Genomic DNA, 17752 nt, shown 5'->3' with positions numbered 1-17752 from the left:
TCGCAGGACGGAACAGGACATGTCGACGACCACCAAGCTCGACCTCGCGAGCCCCGCCTCGGCGCAGGCCTCTTCGGCCAAGCCGCGGCGGGGTCTGCGGGGCAGCCCCACCGTCAACTTCTGGCTCTTCACCGGGCCGTTCCTGATCGGCCTGGCGATCTTCGTCTACGCGCCGATCCTCTGGAGCCTGTGGCTCAGCTTCTTCGAGGCCCGCTTCACCGTCACGCCCGACAAGTTCGTCGGCTTCGACAACTACACATACATGCTGACGAACGACGACTTCGTCGGCTCGCTCGGCACCTTCACCGTCTTCGCCGCGTTCATCGTGCCCACCACCTGGGCTCTGTCCCTGGGGCTCGCCCTGCTGGTGAACCGGATGCGCTTCATGCGGGCGTTCTTCCGTTCGGTCTTCTTCCTGCCGACCGCGGTCAGCTATGTCGCCGCGGCACTGATCTGGAAGATGTCCATCTTCAGCGGTGTCCGCTTCGGCCTGATGAACACGGTCCTCGGCTGGTTCGGCATCGAGAACATTGCCTGGCTGATCGACCCCAACCCGCCCTGGTACTGGCTGGTCATCGTGACCGCCCGGCTGTGGCTGCAGTCCGGTTTCTACATGATCCTGTTCATCGCGGCGCTGCAGAACATCCCGGACGAGCTGTACGAGGCCGCCGCCATCGACGGCGCCAAGCCGGGCTGGCAGACCTTCCGGTACATCACCCTGCCCCAGCTGCGCGCGACGTCCACCGCGGTGATCCTGCTGCTGCTCATCGCCGCCTACCAGGCCTTCGACGAGTTCTTCAATCTGCTGTCGAAGACCACGTGGGGCCGCCCGCCCCTCGTCGAGCTGTACTACAAGGCCCTGGGCGAGAGCCAGGACTACGGCGCCGGCAGCGCGGGCGCGCTCATCCTGACCGTGCTGATCTGTGCCGTGACCCTGCTCCAGGGCAAGATCATGGGCTTCGGAAGGGGTGACGAGTCCAAGTGACCACCACCATGCCCAAGGTGCGCAAGCCCGCGCCGACGTCGGACACGACCAGCAGGGTCAAGCGCAGCGGCGGGGTGATGAACTCCACGGGCCTCTACATCGCCACGGGCGTCGCCGCCTTCCTGTTCCTGATCCCGTTCTACATCCTCGTCCGCAACGCCCTCTCCACCGACGCCGAGATCACCGGAGAGAACTGGAAGTTCTTCCCCACGGACATCCAGTGGGGCAACATCAGCGAGCTTTTCACCGACGGGACGGTCCCCTTCGCCCAATCCCTGTGGAACTCCGCGGTCGTGGCCACCCTGCACACCGTCGGCGTCCTGCTGGTGTGCTCTCTCGCGGGCTACGGTCTGGCACGCATCCCGTACAAGCACGCCAACAAGGTGTTCTATGCCGTCCTCGGCACCCTGATGGTTCCGACCGCGGTCACCTTCGTGCCGAGCTTCGTGCTGGTCTCCTCGCTCGGCTGGGTGGACACCTACCGGGGTCTCATCATTCCGGGCCTGTTCAGTGGTTTCACCTGCTTCCTCTTCCGGCAGTACTTCCTGGGGTTCCCCAAGGAGCTGGAGGAGGCGGCGCGCATGGACGGACTGGGCTACTGGGGTGCGTACTGGCGCGTCGTCGTACCCAACTCACTGAACTTCTTCGCGGCGATGGCGACCATCACCTTCATCAACGGCTGGAACGCCTTCCTGTGGCCCCTGGTCATCGGCCAGGACCCGAGTTCGTGGACCGTCCAGGTCGCGCTCTCCAGCTACATGACCAACCAGACCGTCGTCTTCCACCTGATCTTCATGGCCACGGCCATTTCCATCCTGCCCCTGGTGTTCGTCTTCCTCTTCCTCCAGCGCTGGCTGGTGCAGGGGATCGCCCAGACCGGCATCAAGGGCTGAGCTAGGAGACCGATGTCTTTCCGCACCACCTCCGTCGACTACGTCGAGGACGTCTCCCCGGGCAGCGGGGCCCTGCCGCCCCGCGCCTGGTACGCGTCCTCGGACGCGCAGTCCCTGTCGCTGAACGGCAGCTGGCGTTTCCGGCTGTCGGCGACCATCGACGCCGAGGACGACTCGTTCGCCGAGGAGGGCTACGAGGCCGGGGACTGGGCCGAGGTCACGGTCCCCGGGCACTGGGTCCTGCAGGGTGACGGGGCGTTCGGGTCCCCGATCTACACCAACCACCTGTACCCCTTCCCGGTGGACCCGCCGCACGTCCCGACGGAGAACCCGACCGGTGACCATCTGCGCGTCTTCGACCTGCCCTCCGACTGGCCGTCGGACGGCGGTGCGGTGCTGCGGTTCGACGGCGTCGAGTCCTGTGCCCGCCTCTGGCTGAACGGCACGGAGCTCGGCGAGTTCAAGGGCTCCCGGCTGCCGCACGAGTTCGCGGTCGGGCACCTGCTGAAGCCGGGCGGCAACGTGCTGGCCGTGCGCGTCCACCAGTGGTCTGCGGGGTCGTACCTGGAGGACCAGGACCAGTGGTGGCTGCCGGGCATCTTCCGTGACGTGACGTTGCTGCACCGCCCGGCGGGCAGTGTGGGCGACTTCTTCGTGCACGCGTCGTACGACCACACCACCGGCGAGGGCACCCTGCGCGTCGACTCCGACGTCGACGGACGGGTGACCGTCCCGGCCCTCGGTATCGATGTCGCCACCGGCGAGGCGGTGACCGTGGCCGTCGAGCCGTGGACGGCCGAGACGCCGAAGCTCTACGACGGTGTGCTGGCCACCGAGGGCGAGCGGGTGCCGCTGCGGATCGGTTTCCGTACGGTCGTCCTGGAGGACGGGCTCGTCAAGGTCAACGGCAAGGCCGTCCTCTTCAAGGGCGTCAACCGGCACGAGTGGCACCCCGAGCGGGGCCGCGCGCTCGACCTGGAGACCATGCGCGAGGACGTGCTGCTGATGAAGCGGCACAACCTCAACGCCGTGCGCACCTCGCACTACCCGCCGCACCCGGCCTTCCTCGACCTGTGCGACGAGTACGGCCTGTGGGTCATCGACGAGTGCGACCTGGAGACCCACGGCTTCACCGAGCAGGACTGGCGGGACAACCCGGTCGACGACGACCGCTGGACCCCGGCCCTGCTGGACCGCGCCGCGCGCATGGTCGAGCGGGACAAGAACCACCCGTCGATCGTGTTCTGGTCGCTGGGCAACGAGGCCGGCACCGGGCGCGGGCTCACCGCGATGGCCGAGTGGATCCACGACCGCGACCCCGAGCGGCTCGTGCACTACGAGGGCGACTGGAACTGCCGCGACACGGACGTGTACTCGCGGATGTACGCCTTCCACGACGAGGTCGACAAGATCGGGCAGAAGCTCGACGGCGGCACCCACAAGCGCCGTGAGCTCCCCTTCATCCAGTGCGAGTACGGCCACGCCATGGGCAACGGCCCGGGCGGGCTCGCCGACTACCAGGAGCTGTTCGAGAAGTACGAGCGGCTCCAGGGCGGGTTCATCTGGGAGTGGATCGACCACGGCGTCCAGCACGCCGAGCTGGGCTACGCCTACGGCGGTGACTTCGGCGAGGAGCTGCACGACGGGAACTTCGTCTGCGACGGGCTGGTCTTCCCGGACCGGACGCCGTCGCCGGGTCTCGTCGAGTACAAGAAGGTGATCGAGCCGGTCCACATCGAGGGCGACGGCGCCAACGGCATCGTGCGCATCACCAACAAGCAGGACTTCGCCGACCTGTCGGCGCTGGCCTTCGAGTGGTCGTGCCAGGTGGACGGCGAGACGGTCGAGTCGGGTTCGCTGTCGGTGCCGGCGCTCGCGCCGGGCGAGAGCGCCGAGGTGAAGCTGCCGGAGCCGCCCGTGGACGGCCGGGGCGGCGAACGCCAGTGGACCGTGCGGGCGCTGCTCGCGCACGACACGCTGTGGGCCGCGAAGGGCCATGTCGTGGCCTGGGGGCAGTTCGCAGCGGGGGCACGGCCGCTGCCGTCCTTCCCCGCGACCGACCGGCCCGTGCGCGACGGGGACCGGCTCACCCTCGGCCCGGCCGCGTTCGACGCCCGCACCGGTGCGCTGCTGGCCATCGGCGGGGTCGCGGTGAGCGCCCCGCGGCTGGACGTGTGGCGGGCGCCGACCGACAACGACGACGGCGCGGAGTGGCAGACCGACACCCGCTACGGGACGCTGTGGCGCACGCTCGGCCTGCACCGCATGCGGCACCGCCTGGTCTCGGTCGAGGCCGGCGACGACGCGCTGACGGTCCGCACCCGGGTGGCGCCCGCCGCCCGCGAGGTGGGCCTGGACACGGTGTACCGCTGGACGTCCGACGGCGAGCGGCTGCGGCTGGAGGTGTCCGTGACGCCGGAAGGCGACTGGACGGTGCCACTGCCCCGGCTCGGCGTCCGGTTCGGCCTGTCGGAGGCGGACGCCGTGGAGTGGTTCGGCGGCGGCCCGGGCGAGGCGTACCCGGACACCCGGGCGGCGTCCATGGTGGGCCGCTGGCAGTCGACCGTGGACGGGCTGCAGACGCCGTACGTCCGCCCGCAGGAGAACGGCGCCCGCGCCGACGTCCGCTGGGTGGAGCTCGGCGGTCTGCGGATCGAGGGCGACCCGGAGTTCTGGTTCACCGCGCGGCGCTGGACCACCGAGCAGCTGGACGCCGCCCGGCACCGCACCGACCTCACGCCCGGCGACACGGTGTGGGTCAACCTCGACCACGGGCAGCACGGCATCGGCTCGCAGTCGTGCGGCCCGGGTCCGCTGCCGCAGTACTTCCTGAAGGCCGAGCCGGCTCAGTTCGCGTTCGTGTTCTCGACCACCAGGTAAGAAATCGATGTAAGAACTCGATTAATCGATTGACCTATTGATCGACATTCCGACAGTGTCGGACCATCATCCGCGGCCGGTCGGCCCTCGAAGCCGACCGGCCGCGACTGTTTTCACCACGAGGGAGTTGGTGGGTCGGTTGAATGTCGCCATCGAGGTCCGCGGGCTGACCCGCACGTTCCACACCACCGTCCGCCGCCCCGGTTTCCTGGGCGCCGTCAGATCACTGGTCAACCCGGAGCGCGTGGCCAAGCACGCCGTCACCGACATCAGCTTCGACGTGGCCCCGGGCGAACTCCTCGCCCTGCTCGGCCCGAACGGCGCCGGCAAGTCCACCACCATCAAGATCCTGACCGGCATTCTCACGCCGACGTCCGGTGAGGCCCGGGTCGCGGGCGTGGTGCCCTACCGGGAGCGGGAGCGCAACGCCCGTAACATCGGCGCGGTGTTCGGGCAGCGCACCCAGCTGTGGTGGGACCTGCCGGTGCGCGAGTCGTTCGCGATCCTGCGGGACATCTACGAGGTGCCGAAGGCCGAACACGCCGCCCGGCTCAAGGAGTTCGACGAGATCCTGGACCTGTCGTCCTTCTGGGACACCCGGGTCCGCCATCTCTCCCTCGGCCAGCGGGTGCGCAGCGATCTGGCCGCCGCCCTGCTGCACGACCCGCCGGTGGTCTTCCTCGACGAGCCGACGATCGGCATGGACGTGGTCGTCAAGGAGCAGGTGCGGGAGTTCCTGCGCCACCAGGTGGAGCAGCGCGGCCGTACGGTCCTGCTGACCACGCACGACATGACGGAGGTCGAGCGCCTCGCCGAGCGGGTGGTGCTGGTCAACCACGGCCGGCTGGTCCTGGACGGCACCCTCGACGAGATCCGCCGGAAGTTCGGCTCGACCTGGCAGGTGCGGGCCACGCTCGCCGACCCGCACGCCGAGGTCGTCCCGCCGCCCGGCATCACACTGCTGCGGCAGGGCGGCGCGCAGGTCGTCTTCGGCCCCGACGGGGCGGACGCGCCCACCGTCCAGCAGGCGCTGAAGGCCGTGATCGAGCGGTTCGAGGTCACGGACATCGCCCTGGACGAGGCGGACCTCGAGGACGTGATGCGGGCCGCGTACGCGCACGCCGGGGAGGTCTGACATGGCCGTGCTGCACGCCTGGCGCGCCGCCCGTGTCACCCCGCTGGGCGAGCTGAACGCCCCGCCCCGGATGACCGCCGTCGCGCTGCGCCTGGCCGTTCAGGTGGTGCTGGTCTGGTCGCTGTGGCGCGGCCTGTACGCGCAGACCGGCACGACCGCCGGGCTGAGCCGCGACCAGGCGGTGACCTACGCCGTGCTGGCCGTCCTGGCCTCCCGGCTGCGGGAGCTGGACCAGTACGCGGGCCGGGACACGGTCCTCCAGCACATGCACTTCGGCACCATCGTCTACTGGTACCTGCGTCCCGTGCCGCCGCAGCGCTACTACGCCCTGCGGGCCGCCGGCGAGCAGCTGTACGGCCTCGCGTGGGCGCTGACGGGTTACGTGATCTGCCTGGCCGCGGGGGTGGTCGAGCCGCCCCGCTCGGCCGCGGTGGCCGGGGTGTTCGCGCTGAGCATGCTGCTGGGCCAGTGGGTCCTGTACTACGTCATGCTCATGCTCGACCAGTTGTGCTTCTGGACGGTCCGCAACACCGCCGCGATGCTCATCCTGCTGTTCGCGCAGAACCTGCTGTCCGGGGTGTACGCGCCGCTGTGGTTCTTCCCGGACTGGTTCGTGACGATGAGCGCCTTCCTGCCCTTCCAGGCCACGCTGAGCGTGCCGCTGTCGCTGTACGTGGGGCGGATCCCGCTGTCCGACGCGGCCTTCCAGCTGTCCGTCCAGGCCGCGTGGGTGGTGCTGCTGGCGTTGTTCACCCGGCTGCTGTGGCGGCGGGCCGCCCGGCGCGTGATCTCGCAGGGAGGCTGAGATGTCGGTGAAGGCTCTGCGGATCGTGTGGCGCGTCACCGCGCTCAACTTCCGCGCGCAGATGGAGTACCGCACCGAGTTCCTGCTGATGATCGCGATCGGGGCGATCTGGCAGGTGTCGGTGATCGTGTTCGCCACGGTGCTGTTGTCCCGGTTCGCCGGGATGGGCGGCTGGGACAGCTCGGACGTGCTGCTGATCCCGGCGACGCGCATGCTGGCGCACGGTCTGTTCGTGCTGTTCCTGGGGCGGATGCACTGGGCGGGCCGGCAGATCCAGGAAGGCCGGGTCGACATCTACCTGATGCGCCCGATGCCGGTGCACCGGCAGATCCAGCTGGCCTTCTTCCCCACCAACGCGATCGGGGACCTGACGGTCGCGGCGGGTCTGATGGTGGGGGCGCTGTCCCGCAGCGACCTGGACTGGACGGCGGGCCGGATCACGTACCTGGTCGCGGCCGTGCTCGGCGGCATGCTGCTGGAGGCGGCCCTGTTCACGATCGTGGCCAGCGCGTCCCTGCGTTTCCCGGCCGCCGACATGTGGGGCCGCTGGCTGGAGGAACTCCTCGGCACGTTCGGCAGCTACCCGCTGAACGTCCTCCCCAAGGCCGTGGGCGGCCTCCTGACCTACGGCCTTCCGCTCGCGTTCGTCGCCTACTTCCCGGCGGCGGTCCTGACCGGCCACGGCCACACCACCGGCGTGCCGTACTGGCTGGCGGCGGCCTCACCGCTGCTCGGGCTGCTGGCGTACCTGGGATCCCGGCTGCTGTGGCGGTGGAGCCTGCGGCACTACAGCGGGGTCAACGGGTGACCGGCCGGACCGGATCGGGGTGAACAGGGCCGTCACGGCGAGCAGGACGCAGGTCGCTCCGGCGGCCAGGGCGACCGGTGTCGTGCCCTGTTCCTCCGCGGCCCAGGTGAGGACGGCCGCGCCGATCGGTGCCGCCGCGTACTGAAGCGTCCAGAAGGCGGAGGTGACGCGGCCCAGGAGGGGCTCCGGAGTGACCTCCTGGCGCAGCGACATCGAGCAGGTGCCCGCCATGCCGGCGCAGGCGAGGAACGCGGCGCTCAGGGCCGCCACCGCCGGCACGTCCCGGGCCCAGCCGAGCCCCGCGAAGGCCAGCCCGCACACCGCGACCGAGCCGGTCCACGTCGGGCCGAAGCCGAGGCGGCGGCGGAAGCGGGCCACCAGCAGGGCACCCGTGATGGTGCCCAGCGCGCCCACCGCCAAGACGGTGCCGACCGTGCCGTCGTCATGGCCGAGGTCGTGCTTGAGGTGGTAGATGACCAGGTCGTTGAGGCCGAGGGTGAGGAAGCTGAAGACGAACAGCAGGGCGGTGAGCGAGCGCAGCACCGGGTGGCCGTAGAGGAAGACGCCGCCGGTGCGCAGGTCGTGCCACAGTCCGGTGCGCCGGCCCGTCTGCTCGTCCGGGGTGCGCTTGCGGAACCGTACGAAGAACAGGCACGCGGCCGACACCCCGAAGCTGGCCGCGTCCACGCCCACGGCCGCTGCCGGGCCCGACCAGGCGGCGACCAGTCCGGCACACAGCGGTCCGAGGACCCCTGCCGCGGCGGCCGGTCGCGTTCAACCGGCCGTTGGCCTCGGTGAGTTGCCCGGTGCCGACCAGGCCGCGCACGACCGTGACGTAGCCGACCGCGAACAGCATGCCCACGGCCTCGCACAGGGGCAGCACCGCGTACAGCAGCCAGATCCGCGGGCCGAACAGCCACACCAGCGGGATCACCCCGTACAGGACCATGCGCACGAGGTCGCAGACGATGAGCAGCCGGCGCCGGTCCACCCGGTCCACCACGGCCCCGGCGAACACCGCCGTCACGACCGCCGCTGCCCCGCCCACCGCCGTCAGCAGACCCATCCGCGCGACCGACCCCGTGGCCTGCAGCACGAGCAGGGGCAGGGCGATCAGCGCGAAGGAGTCGCCCAGCACGGAGAGGGTCTGCGCGGCCCAGAAGATGCCGAAGTCCCGCTGCCGCCACAGGGGGCGGGTGCCGGGTAAGCCCTCGCCGTCGGCGTCCTCGCGCCGCGCCGCCCCGTCCGTCACGCCGCCTCCCCCGTATCCCAGCCCCCCTCCAACCATCCCCGCGCGGGCGTAAAAAACGATACCGGCGGGCGGTGCGGACGGGGTAGCGTCCGCAGCGTGAAGTGATCTCTCCCGCGGTGTCCCGGACACCGCGGCCCGCGAACCCGACTACCCGTACCCATGACGCTCCGCGGGGAGACATCACCATGCACATCACCTTGGGTAACACTCCTGAGGACACACTGGCCGCCTTCACCGCACGGGCGGCCGCCGATCCCGGCGTGGCCGGGCTGGTCCTCAGCGGCTCCCGGGTCCACGAGGGCATGCCGACGGTCCACTCCGACTACGACCTGCACGTGATCCTCCGGGACCGGCACACCTCGCCGATCGCCGAGTTGGACTGGTTCCGTTCCTCCCACCTGGACCTCGTCGTCATTCCGCTGGCGGAGTTCCGCACCCGTGGCATGCCCGGCCGGCCCGACCACTTCGCGCGTTACTCCTACGTCCACGCCGAGGTACTGCTCGACCGGCTCGACGGGACCATCGCCCGGATCCTCGACGAGAAACGGACGCTGGGCGAAACCGAGGCCCGGGCCGCTGTCGACGGCTGGCTCGACGCGTACGTCAACCAGACGTACCGCTCCCTGAAGAGCCACCGCGACGGCCGCCCCGCCCTGGGCCACCTGGACGCCGCCGAGTCCGTCCCCTACGCGCTGGAGGTGCTCTTCGCCCTGCACCGCCGCGTCCGGCCCTACAACAAGTACCTCCAGTGGGAGCTGGAGCGGCAGCCGCTGGGCGAGCCCCGGTGGGACGCGGGCCGGCTCCTGCCGGTCGTCCGCCGCATCCTGGCCGACGGCGACCCGCCCACCCAGCGCGCCCTCTTCGCCGGCATCGAGGAGGCGGCACGGCGGGCCGGCCACGATCCTGTGCTCGACGCCTGGGGCACGGAACTGGAACTGCTGCGTCACCCCTGACGCACCAGGACCTCAGCGCCGGGCCAGCGCCAGCACACTCAGACCGAACATCAGGACGCCCAGAGGGAGATGGACCGACGGGACGTGCGCGATGCCGAGCACGACCTGGACCGAGGCGAGGACGAGGAAACCCGAGGCGTGCCAGACGGGCCGGGCGGAGCCGCCGCCCGGCTTCCACGCCAGCACCGCCGCGAGCAGGTACAGCATCGACGCCCCGTACATCACACGGGCTCCGGCACTGTGCAGCGTCTCTCCGTAGGACGAGGTCAGCAGCAGCCCGGCGGAGACCGCCTGAAGGAAGATGGTCAGGGTCTGCAGGGCGATCGCGATCCGCAGGAACGAGGAGCCGCCGCGCTGTGCGTCCGCCGTCGTCGTCACCTGAGTGGCCATGTCACAGTTCCCCTTGTCCGCCCTCGGGCAGTCGATCGATAAGGTCTCACCTACTCGACGACGCGGGCCTGCGAAAGGTAAGGCCAGGGGGGCGGCCGGAAGCATGGGGACTGTCGGGAGCAGCACGGACGGGGTGGCCGGCGAGCGACGCCGACTGATCAATGTCGCCTACCGGTTGCTCGGTTCGGTGACCGAGGCCGAGGACGCGGTGCAGGATGCCTACGCCCGCTGGTACGGGCTGCCCCGCAGCCGGCGGGAGGAGATCCTGTCCCCGGGCGCCTGGCTGACGACGGTGACCGGCCGCATCTGCCTGGACCTGCTCGGCTCGGCGCGGGCCCGCCGGGAACGCTATGTCGGCGCGTGGCTGCCCGAGCCGCTGCCCGACCGGACCGAGTGGGACCAGGCGGGCGGCGCCGGCCCCACCGGCCGCGCGGACCCCGCCGACCAGATCGTCCTGGACGAGTCGGTGTCCATGGCCTTCCTCGTCGTCCTGGAGTCGATGACGCCCGCCGAGCGGGTGGCGTTCGTCCTGCACGACGTCTTCCGGTACCCGTTCGCCGAGATCGCCGGCGTCCTCGGCCGGACTCCCGCCGCCTGCAAGCAGCTGGCGGCCTCCGCCCGGCGGCGGGCGGAGGCCGCGCGCGCTCCGGTGCCGGCGACCGGCCGGGCCGACGTGGTGCGGCACGTCAAAGAGGCCTGGGAGAGCAAGGACATCGCAGCCCTCGTCGGTCTCCTCGACCCGGCCGCCGTGATGACCGCCGACGGCGGCGGCCTGGCCGGCGCCGTCCTGCGCCCGGTCGAGGGCGGCGCGCGCATCGCCCCGTACATGGTCGCCATCGCCGACAAGGCTCCGGGGCTCGAACTCCTGGAGCGGACGGTCAACGGCGGGCCGGGCCTGGTGGCCCAGCGGGACGGCGTCGTCATGACCGTGGCCGCGTTCGACATCGCCGGCGGACGCGTCACCCGGATCTGGGCGGTCCGCAACCCGGAGAAGCTGCGGCCGTGGGTGTGGTCGTAGCCCCGGTCCGTCGTTTCCCCTCCCACTGTTTTCCCGATGTCCCTTGCGCAACACCTGAGTTGGCACCGAACCTGAACATCGTTCATGTCCCGCTCCGCCTCCCCGACCGGAGACACCCCCACCATGAGACGACTCCTCGGCACCCTCGCCGCTGCCGCTCTGACCCTCACCGGACTGACCGTGACCTCCGCGACACCCGCCGTCGCCGCGGACTCCGGCTCCTTCAACGTGCTGACGTACAACGTCGCGGGCCTGCCCCTCGGGCTCGGTGACAGCGATCCCGAGACCAACACCCCGCTGATCGGGCAGCGGCTCGGGCCGTACGACATCGTGAACGCGCAGGAGGACTTCAACTACCACGCCTCGCTCTACGCCAACGACAAGCATCCGTACCGCACGGCGACCAGCGGTGGCGCGGCCTTCGGCGACGGGCTCAACACCCTCTCGGACCACCCCTTCGAGGACTTCCAGCGGGTGAAGTGGAAGGACTGCACCGGCACCAACTGCCTGACGCCCAAGGGCTTCTCGCTGGCCCGTGTCAGGCTCGCGGAGGGTGTCTTCGTCGACCTGTACAACGTCCACACCAACGCCGACTCGACCGACGACGCGCTCGCCGCCCGCCGGGCCAACGTCGAGCAGCTCTCGGACTTCATCCAGGCGAACTCGGCGGGCAACGCCGTCATCGTCATGGGCGACACGAACACGCGGTACACGCGCACCGGCGACAACATCCGCACCCTGCTGTCCGAGAACGGCCTGACGGACGCCTGGGTGAAGCTGGTGAAGGGCGGCACGCCCCCGGCCCAGGGCGGTGACGCGCTGGTCTGCGACGAGGCGGCGCCGGCGAACGACTGCGAGGTCGTGGACAAGATCCTGTACCGCGGCAGCAAGCTGCTGACCCTGAACGCGACCCGCTACGCCAACGACTGGAAAGCCTTCCTCCGCTCGGACGGCAAGCACCTCTCCGACCACTTCCCGCACACGGTCGGCTTCTCCTACACCCTCAACTCGTCCCTGCGCGCGAGCGACTTCACCGGCGGCCCGCACGGCACGGCCTTCAACGACGCGGACGACCTGCCGGCGAACCCCGCCCCCCGCAGCCTCACCCTGCGCGGCGCCACCCGCCTGGACGCGGTGTCCCTGACCCACGACGGCGGTACGGCCCTCACTCACGGCGGCACGGGCGGCACGGCGGCCTCGCTGACGCTGGCGTCGGGCGAGCACCTGACCTCGGTGAAGCTGACACAGGGCCAGAAGGACGGCCGCACCCGGATCTTCTCGGCGTCCTTCACGACGGACAAGAACCGCACCCTGTCCGCCGGCACGGCCACGTCCGACGCGAAGACCTTCACGGCCCCCTCCGGCTGGCAGATCGTGGGCTTCACGGGCCGCGCGGGCACGGAGATCGACAAGCTGGGGGTGATCTACGCGCCGATCCGCTGAGCCCGTACTACGCTCTTCCCTCATGCCCAGAGCCGGCCTCACCCCCGACCGCCTCGTCGCCGCCGCGGCCGACCTCGCCGACGAGGCCGGCCTGGACCACGTCACCCTCTCCGCCCTGGCCCGCCGCTTCGGCGTGAAGGACGCGAGTCTGTACACCCACGTCCGGAACCTGAAGGACCTGCGCACCCGCCTGGCCCTCCTCGCCGGCGGCGAGATGATCGACCGGATCGCGGCGGCGGTCGAGGGCCGGGAGGCCGGCCGGGACACGCTCGGCGCCTTCGCCGGCGCCTACCGGGCCTACGCCCTGGAACACCCCGGCCGGTACGCGGCGGCACAGCTCCCGATCGACCAGGACCTCCTCACGGACTCCCCCGCGATGCGCCGCACGGCCGACGTCACCTACGGCATGCTCCGCGCCTACGGCCTGGAGGAACCCGACCTCACCGACGCCGTGCGCCTGCTGCGCAGCACCTTCCACGGCTACTGCGCCCTGGAGTCCACCGGCGCCTTCGGCGCGCCCCGGGACGTCCAGGCGTCCTGGGACCGGGCGATCGACGCCCTGCACGTACTGCTGCGGAACTGGCCCCGCGAACAGAGGACGACCGATGCCTGACACAGCCGGCTCCATAGCGGAGATCTACTCGCTCGGCACCGGCCCCTGGACGATGACGCCCGTCACGCGGGGCGCCCTGGGCCAGATCTGGAAGCTCACCGGGAACGGCTCCTCCTGGGCCGTGAAGGAGCTGCTCTTCGGCTGCGACGAGGCGCAGGTCCGCCGCGAGGCCGCGCTCCGGGACTCCGCGGCGGACCTGGGCATCGCCTCGCCCCGGCTCCACCCGAACCGGGAGGGCGCGCACGTCTCCCGGCTCGGCCCGGGCGAGTCGTACGTGAAGCTGTACGACTGGGTCGACGGCACCCGCGCGGACGCGTCCGACCCGGACGTCCTGGACTGGTTCGGCCGGACCATGGCGCTGCTGCACCGGGCCGGTGAGGGCGCCGCCGAGACGCCCGGCGACTGGTACGAGCGGTGCCCCGACGACGCCGACTGGGAGGACGTCCTCAAGAAGGTGCGGGACGCCCGCCTGCCGTGGTCGCAGGAGCTGGGCCGGTTCGTCGCCACGTCCGCGCCCCGGCTGGCGTACTGGGTGACGCCGTCGGACCCCGGCGGCCTCGTGACCTCGCACCTAGACCTGCAGCCCCAGAACGTCCTGGTCGGTCCCGGCGGGCCGGTCCTCCTCGACTGGGACAACGCCGGGCCGGTCTCGGCGGAACGGGAGTTCGCGCGCGCCCTGTACGTGTGGTCGGGCCGGGGCGAGGTGGACATCGCGGCCGCCCGGCGGCTGGCCCGGGCCTACCGCGAGGCCGGGGGCGGGGCCCGGGTCACCGGCCCGGAGTCGTTCTCGATGCTCTTCGCCACGGACCTGAACTACATCCGTGTGCAGGCCGAGTGCGCCGTCGATCCGGCGGTGACCGCGGCGCAGCGCGAGTTCGCGGGCCGGCAGGTCGTCACCTGCCTGGGGAGCCTGCCGGACCTCGCTGCCGTGTCGCTGCTGGTCGCCGCGCTCGACACCTGACGCGGCGGCCTACCGCGGTGCGACCTGTCGGGCCACCTCCTCGTACGACGGTGTCGGCCCCGCCGGGGTCCGGCCGGCCCGGATCTCCGCCACCGCCTCCAGGGCCGCGCCCAGCGCCCGCCGGTACAGCAGCGAGCCGAGGCTGATCCGGCGTACGCCGGCGTCGGCGAGGTGGGAGACGGCGGGGCCGGCCGGTGAGTAGAGGATGTTGAGGGGTGCGTGCGTGTGGCGCACCAGGGCGGTGATCTGCCGCAGGTCGGTGAGGCCCGGGACGAACACGCCGTCCGCGCCCGCCTCCTGGTAGGCGTCGAGCCGGGCGAACGTGTCCGTGGCGTCGCCGTCGCCGAGCCAGTGGGTGTCGGTGCGGGCGTTGACGAAGAGGCCGGGCGGGTCGCCGCCGCGCCGTCGGGCAGTCCCGCGGCGGCGACGCCCAGGCTCGTCGTCCCGATCGCCCGGAACCGTTCCTGAAGACTGAGCAGGAGTGAGTCTGATCAGCCGCACGCCCCGAACGGTCTTGGGCGCACTGGTCCCCGGCGTACTCGACCCCAGGGCGGCGACACGCATCCTGTGCGTGGTCCGATCCTGGGAGGCCAGTTCCCTGCGCGACCTGGTCCGGTGGGTACGGCCAGTGGCGACGGGGAGGCCCCGAACCATCCTCTGGTGGAGCGGGGGCCCCGCACGCCGGCGCCGTACCCGACGTCCCAGATCGCACGATCACGTTAACCCGGTCGGCCCAGAGTGGCGCAAGCCAGCGAGCCGACCATCACACGATCGAGCTAACTCGACCTCCTGCACACTCGCCTGCGAGCAGCTACCAACCCCTGCCCGGCCAGGGCCCGCGCGGACGCGCAGTCCCAGGCGTTGGGCAGCAGGAGGGGCTCCGCGGCGTGGTGAAGGGCGGCGAAGGCGGAGAGTGCCCCCGCGGCCGGTGTCTGCTTCGGATCAACGGTCATGGGGCCACGCTAACGAGCGGTCAGGAAAGGATCTCGACGTACCCGTCGGTCCCGTGCACGCGGATCCGCTGCCCGTCCCGGATCAGCCGGGTGGCCTGGTCCACGCCCACCACGGCCGGCAAGCCGTACTCCCGGGCGATCACCGCGCCATGGGTCATCAGGCCGCCCACCTCCGTCACCAGGCCCGCGACGGAGACGAACAGCGGTGACCAACTGGGGTCCGTGTAGGTCGTGACCAGGATGTCGCCCTCCTGGAGATCCGCCTCCGCCATGTCGAGGATGACGCGGGCCCTCCCCTCGACGGTCCCGGCGGACACCGGCAGGCCGACCAGGGCACCGGCCGGCACGTCGTCGCGCCGGTACGCCCCCGTGACGGCCTCACCGTCCGAGGTCAGCACGCGGGGCGGTGTGAGCGCCTCGTACGACCGGAACGCCTCCTTGCGCTGCTGGACGAGCCGGTCGTCCACCTGGTGCGAGCGCACGACGTCGTGGAATTCCTGGAACGTGAGGTAGAAGATGTCCTCCTTCTCGGCGAGCACGCCCGCCCGCACGAGGCGCTCGGCCTCCCTCATCAGGGCCTGCTTGTAGACGAAGTAACGGCTGACGATGCCGTACTTCGGGTACTCCCGGTATCCGATGAAGGTTCGGACCCGGTCGATCATCCGCTTGGTCTCGTCGGCTTTGCGCTCCCCGTCCGGCAGGGCCCGCAAGCGTGACAGCACGTCCTGTTCCTGCTTGAGCGCTTTCTGCCGGCCTTCCTCGAAGCGGCGCTCGGCGGCGCCCGGCTCGAAGTGCCTGACGTTGTCGAGGATCACGGGCACGAGCGTGCTGGGGCGCTCGCGCCAGCGCGGCCTCGTGATGTCGATCTCGCCGACGCAGCGCATGCCGTACCGGTCGAGGTAGGTCTCGATGGCGTCGCGCGCTTCGGCCCCGCCCGGGAGCTTCACCAGCTCGTCCAGGAAGCCGTCGTCCTCGACGCCCTCCAGGAACGCCACCACCTCCGGATGAGGGCGGATCACGTCCGCGACGTCGAGCAGCGCCAGTCCCATCTCCGAGGTGATGTTGTCGGGGGCGGACAGGGTGAGCGTGTCAGCCGCGTTCTTCTCGCCCAGCCACTCCTGCAGCTTGTCGTTGAGCCACCACGTGGCCTCCATCCCCGCCATGATCACCTGCATGCTCAGCGGATCACCGAGGACGCGCTTGTGCTCCTCGAAGGCCTCCAGCAGGAAGTCGAACAGCGCCGGTCCGGCCTTCGTCCGGATGTCGCGCTCCAGGGCGGCGATGGACGCCCGGCTGCGCTCGATCAGCTCGGTGACGATGGCCGGATCGGTCTCGATCGGAGCGGGCGCGCGGCCGGGAGGCGGCCCGCCGGGGTCCGCGTCGGGGAGCGACGGGACGAAGTCGTCACGGTCGAGGACGGTTTCCAGCGCGTCCCTGACCAGCGGATCGCCTCGTCCCACGAGGTCGAGGAGACCGGCGCGGCTCGCGGGCGAGGCCAGGCGGCGGGTGACGTCGACGAACAGCCTCCCGCCGGCCTCGTGCATCGGGGCCATGGCCGTCAGCCGCCACATGGAGAGCCCCAGGGGCTTCATGGGGTCGGTCATCATCTGCTGATGACCGACGGAGACGTAGACGTGGTTCTCCTGGTCGCCGGTCTCGGGGACGGGGAACAGCGTCGTGATCGGCCGGCTCTGGACGATGTGGACGTCATCGCCGTCCAGGCACCATTCGATGTCCTGCGGGCGGCCGAAGTGCGCTTCGATCCGCCGCCCGAGCCGCACGAGCCGCACGACCTGCTCATCCGTCAGCGCCGGCTGCTCCTGCCGCTGCGCGTCGATCGCCACTTCCCGCGTACCGCCGCCCGGCAGGGCGTGAAGGGCACGCTGTTTGGCGGCGATCGTCCTGGCGACGACCTGGCCGTCGCGCACCGTGAAGACGTCCGGGTTCACCAGGCCGGAGACCAGGGCCTCGCCGAGGCCGAGGCCGGCGTCCACGGTGGCGACCTTCCGGTTGCCCGTGACGGGGTCGGCCGTGAACAGGACGCCGGCCGCCTGCGGGAAGACCATCTTCTGCACGACCACGGCCATGTGGACCGTACGGTGGTCGATGCCGCCGCGCCGGCGGTAGGTCACGGCCCGTTCGGTGAACAGCGAGGCCCAGCACCGGCTGACGTGCTGGAGGACCGCTGTCGGCCCCACGACGTTCAGGTAGGTGTCCTGCTGGCCGGCGAAGGAGGCCGTCGGCAGGTCCTCCGCCGTCGCGCTGGAGCGGACGGCGTAGGCGGCCTGTTCGCCGTGCCGGGCGAGGGCGCCGGTGATCGCCGCGGCGAGATCGCCCGGGATGGCGATCTCCTCGATGGTCCGGCGGATCCGCGCGCTGAGTGTGCGGACCGCCTCCCGGTCGTCCGGGTCCAGGCGTGACAACTGATCGAGCAGATCGTCCGTCGACGGCGCTTCCGCCAGGATCCGCCGGAAGGCCTCCGTCGTCACGCAGAAGCCGGCCGGCACGCGGACGCTCTCGATCCGCGAAAGCCCGCCCAGGTGCGCGCCCTTGCCGCCGACGATCGCGACCTGTGTCTCGTCGATCTCTTGAAGATCCCGCACGTAGTGCTCAGCCATCCGACGCGTTCCCCATTTCCGCAGTGTGTGGCACGGGTCGACGAT

General features: G+C 71.0%; 13 protein-coding genes and 2 pseudogenes. 11 read left to right on the top strand and 4 right to left on the bottom strand.

What is annotated here, in order from left to right; all coding sequences use genetic code 11:
- The first annotated feature begins 19 nt into the window (after positions 1 to 19).
- The 6 genes from QF034_RS32755 (at position 20) to QF034_RS32730 (ending at position 7506) form a co-directional block, all read left to right on the top strand.
- Positions 20 to 985, top strand: coding sequence for a carbohydrate ABC transporter permease (locus QF034_RS32755; RefSeq protein WP_307178305.1), 966 nt, complete (start codon positions 20 to 22; stop codon positions 983 to 985).
- The gene (locus QF034_RS32750; protein ID WP_370880897.1) at positions 982 to 1878 is read left to right on the top strand and encodes a carbohydrate ABC transporter permease; all 897 of its coding nucleotides are present in this window, start codon (positions 982 to 984) and stop codon (positions 1876 to 1878) included. The genes QF034_RS32755 and QF034_RS32750 overlap by 4 nt, the downstream gene beginning before the upstream one ends.
- Positions 1879 to 1890: 12 nt before the next feature.
- A complete protein-coding gene (locus QF034_RS32745) occupies positions 1891 to 4758 on the top strand; it encodes a glycoside hydrolase family 2 TIM barrel-domain containing protein (RefSeq protein ID WP_307178304.1) in 2868 nt (955 codons plus the stop codon).
- A gap of 139 nt (positions 4759 to 4897) precedes the next feature.
- On the top strand, positions 4898 to 5893 hold the full coding sequence (locus QF034_RS32740; RefSeq protein ID WP_307178303.1) for an ABC transporter ATP-binding protein: 996 nt from the start codon (positions 4898 to 4900) through the stop codon (positions 5891 to 5893).
- A 1-nt stretch (position 5894) separates the two neighbouring features.
- Entirely contained in the window at positions 5895 to 6698 is an 804-nt protein-coding gene (locus QF034_RS32735; RefSeq protein ID WP_307178302.1) for an ABC-2 family transporter protein, read from the top strand.
- Between the two features lies 1 nt (position 6699).
- On the top strand, positions 6700 to 7506 hold the full coding sequence (locus tag QF034_RS32730) for an ABC transporter permease (RefSeq protein WP_307178301.1): 807 nt from the start codon (positions 6700 to 6702) through the stop codon (positions 7504 to 7506).
- On the opposite strand, the pseudogene QF034_RS32725 reads toward QF034_RS32730, so the two are convergent.
- A pseudogene (locus tag QF034_RS32725) lies at positions 7420 to 8758 on the bottom strand (MFS transporter). The gene QF034_RS32730 and the pseudogene QF034_RS32725 sit on opposite strands and share 87 nt — an antisense overlap.
- A gap of 185 nt (positions 8759 to 8943) precedes the next feature.
- Between QF034_RS32725 and QF034_RS32720 the strand changes: the two are divergent.
- A complete protein-coding gene (locus QF034_RS32720) occupies positions 8944 to 9711 on the top strand; it encodes a hypothetical protein (RefSeq protein ID WP_307178300.1) in 768 nt (255 codons plus the stop codon).
- Positions 9712 to 9723: 12 nt separating this feature from the next.
- On the opposite strand, the gene QF034_RS32715 is transcribed toward QF034_RS32720, so the two are convergent.
- Positions 9724 to 10101, bottom strand: a complete 378-nt coding sequence (locus QF034_RS32715) for a hypothetical protein (protein WP_307178299.1) — start codon at positions 10099 to 10101, stop codon at positions 9724 to 9726.
- A gap of 103 nt (positions 10102 to 10204) precedes the next feature.
- Here QF034_RS32715 and sigJ point away from each other — a divergent pair, with 103 nt between their 5' ends.
- From sigJ to QF034_RS32695, 4 genes are all read left to right on the top strand, one after another.
- A complete protein-coding gene (sigJ, locus tag QF034_RS32710) occupies positions 10205 to 11119 on the top strand; it encodes an RNA polymerase sigma factor SigJ (RefSeq protein ID WP_307178298.1) in 915 nt (304 codons plus the stop codon).
- A 123-nt stretch (positions 11120 to 11242) separates the two neighbouring features.
- On the top strand, positions 11243 to 12562 hold the full coding sequence (locus tag QF034_RS32705) for a jacalin-like lectin (RefSeq protein WP_307178297.1): 1320 nt from the start codon (positions 11243 to 11245) through the stop codon (positions 12560 to 12562).
- Positions 12563 to 12584: 22 nt separating this feature from the next.
- The gene (locus QF034_RS32700; RefSeq protein ID WP_307178296.1) at positions 12585 to 13175 is read left to right on the top strand and encodes a TetR/AcrR family transcriptional regulator; all 591 of its coding nucleotides are present in this window, start codon (positions 12585 to 12587) and stop codon (positions 13173 to 13175) included.
- Positions 13168 to 14136 carry a phosphotransferase enzyme family protein gene (locus QF034_RS32695; RefSeq protein ID WP_307178295.1) on the top strand — a complete coding sequence of 323 codons (969 nt, stop codon included), beginning with the start codon at positions 13168 to 13170 and terminating at the stop codon, positions 14134 to 14136. Before QF034_RS32700 ends, QF034_RS32695 begins: the two co-directional genes overlap by 8 nt.
- Positions 14137 to 14145: 9 nt before the next feature.
- On the opposite strand, the pseudogene QF034_RS32690 reads toward QF034_RS32695, so the two are convergent.
- Together QF034_RS32690 and rph are read right to left on the bottom strand one after the other, a co-directional pair.
- Positions 14146 to 14523: pseudogene (locus QF034_RS32690) on the bottom strand (isocitrate lyase/phosphoenolpyruvate mutase family protein); the annotation flags it as partial.
- 586 nt (positions 14524 to 15109) lie between these two features.
- Positions 15110 to 17707, bottom strand: a complete 2598-nt coding sequence (gene rph / locus QF034_RS32680) for a rifamycin-inactivating phosphotransferase (protein ID WP_307178294.1) — start codon at positions 17705 to 17707, stop codon at positions 15110 to 15112.
- Between the last annotated feature and the right edge of the window lie 45 nt (positions 17708 to 17752).

The organism is Streptomyces africanus (assembly GCF_030816955.1).
In the GTDB taxonomy this organism is placed as follows: domain Bacteria; phylum Actinomycetota; class Actinomycetes; order Streptomycetales; family Streptomycetaceae; genus Streptomyces; species Streptomyces africanus.
This window is presented reverse-complemented; position numbering and strand designations above follow the sequence as displayed.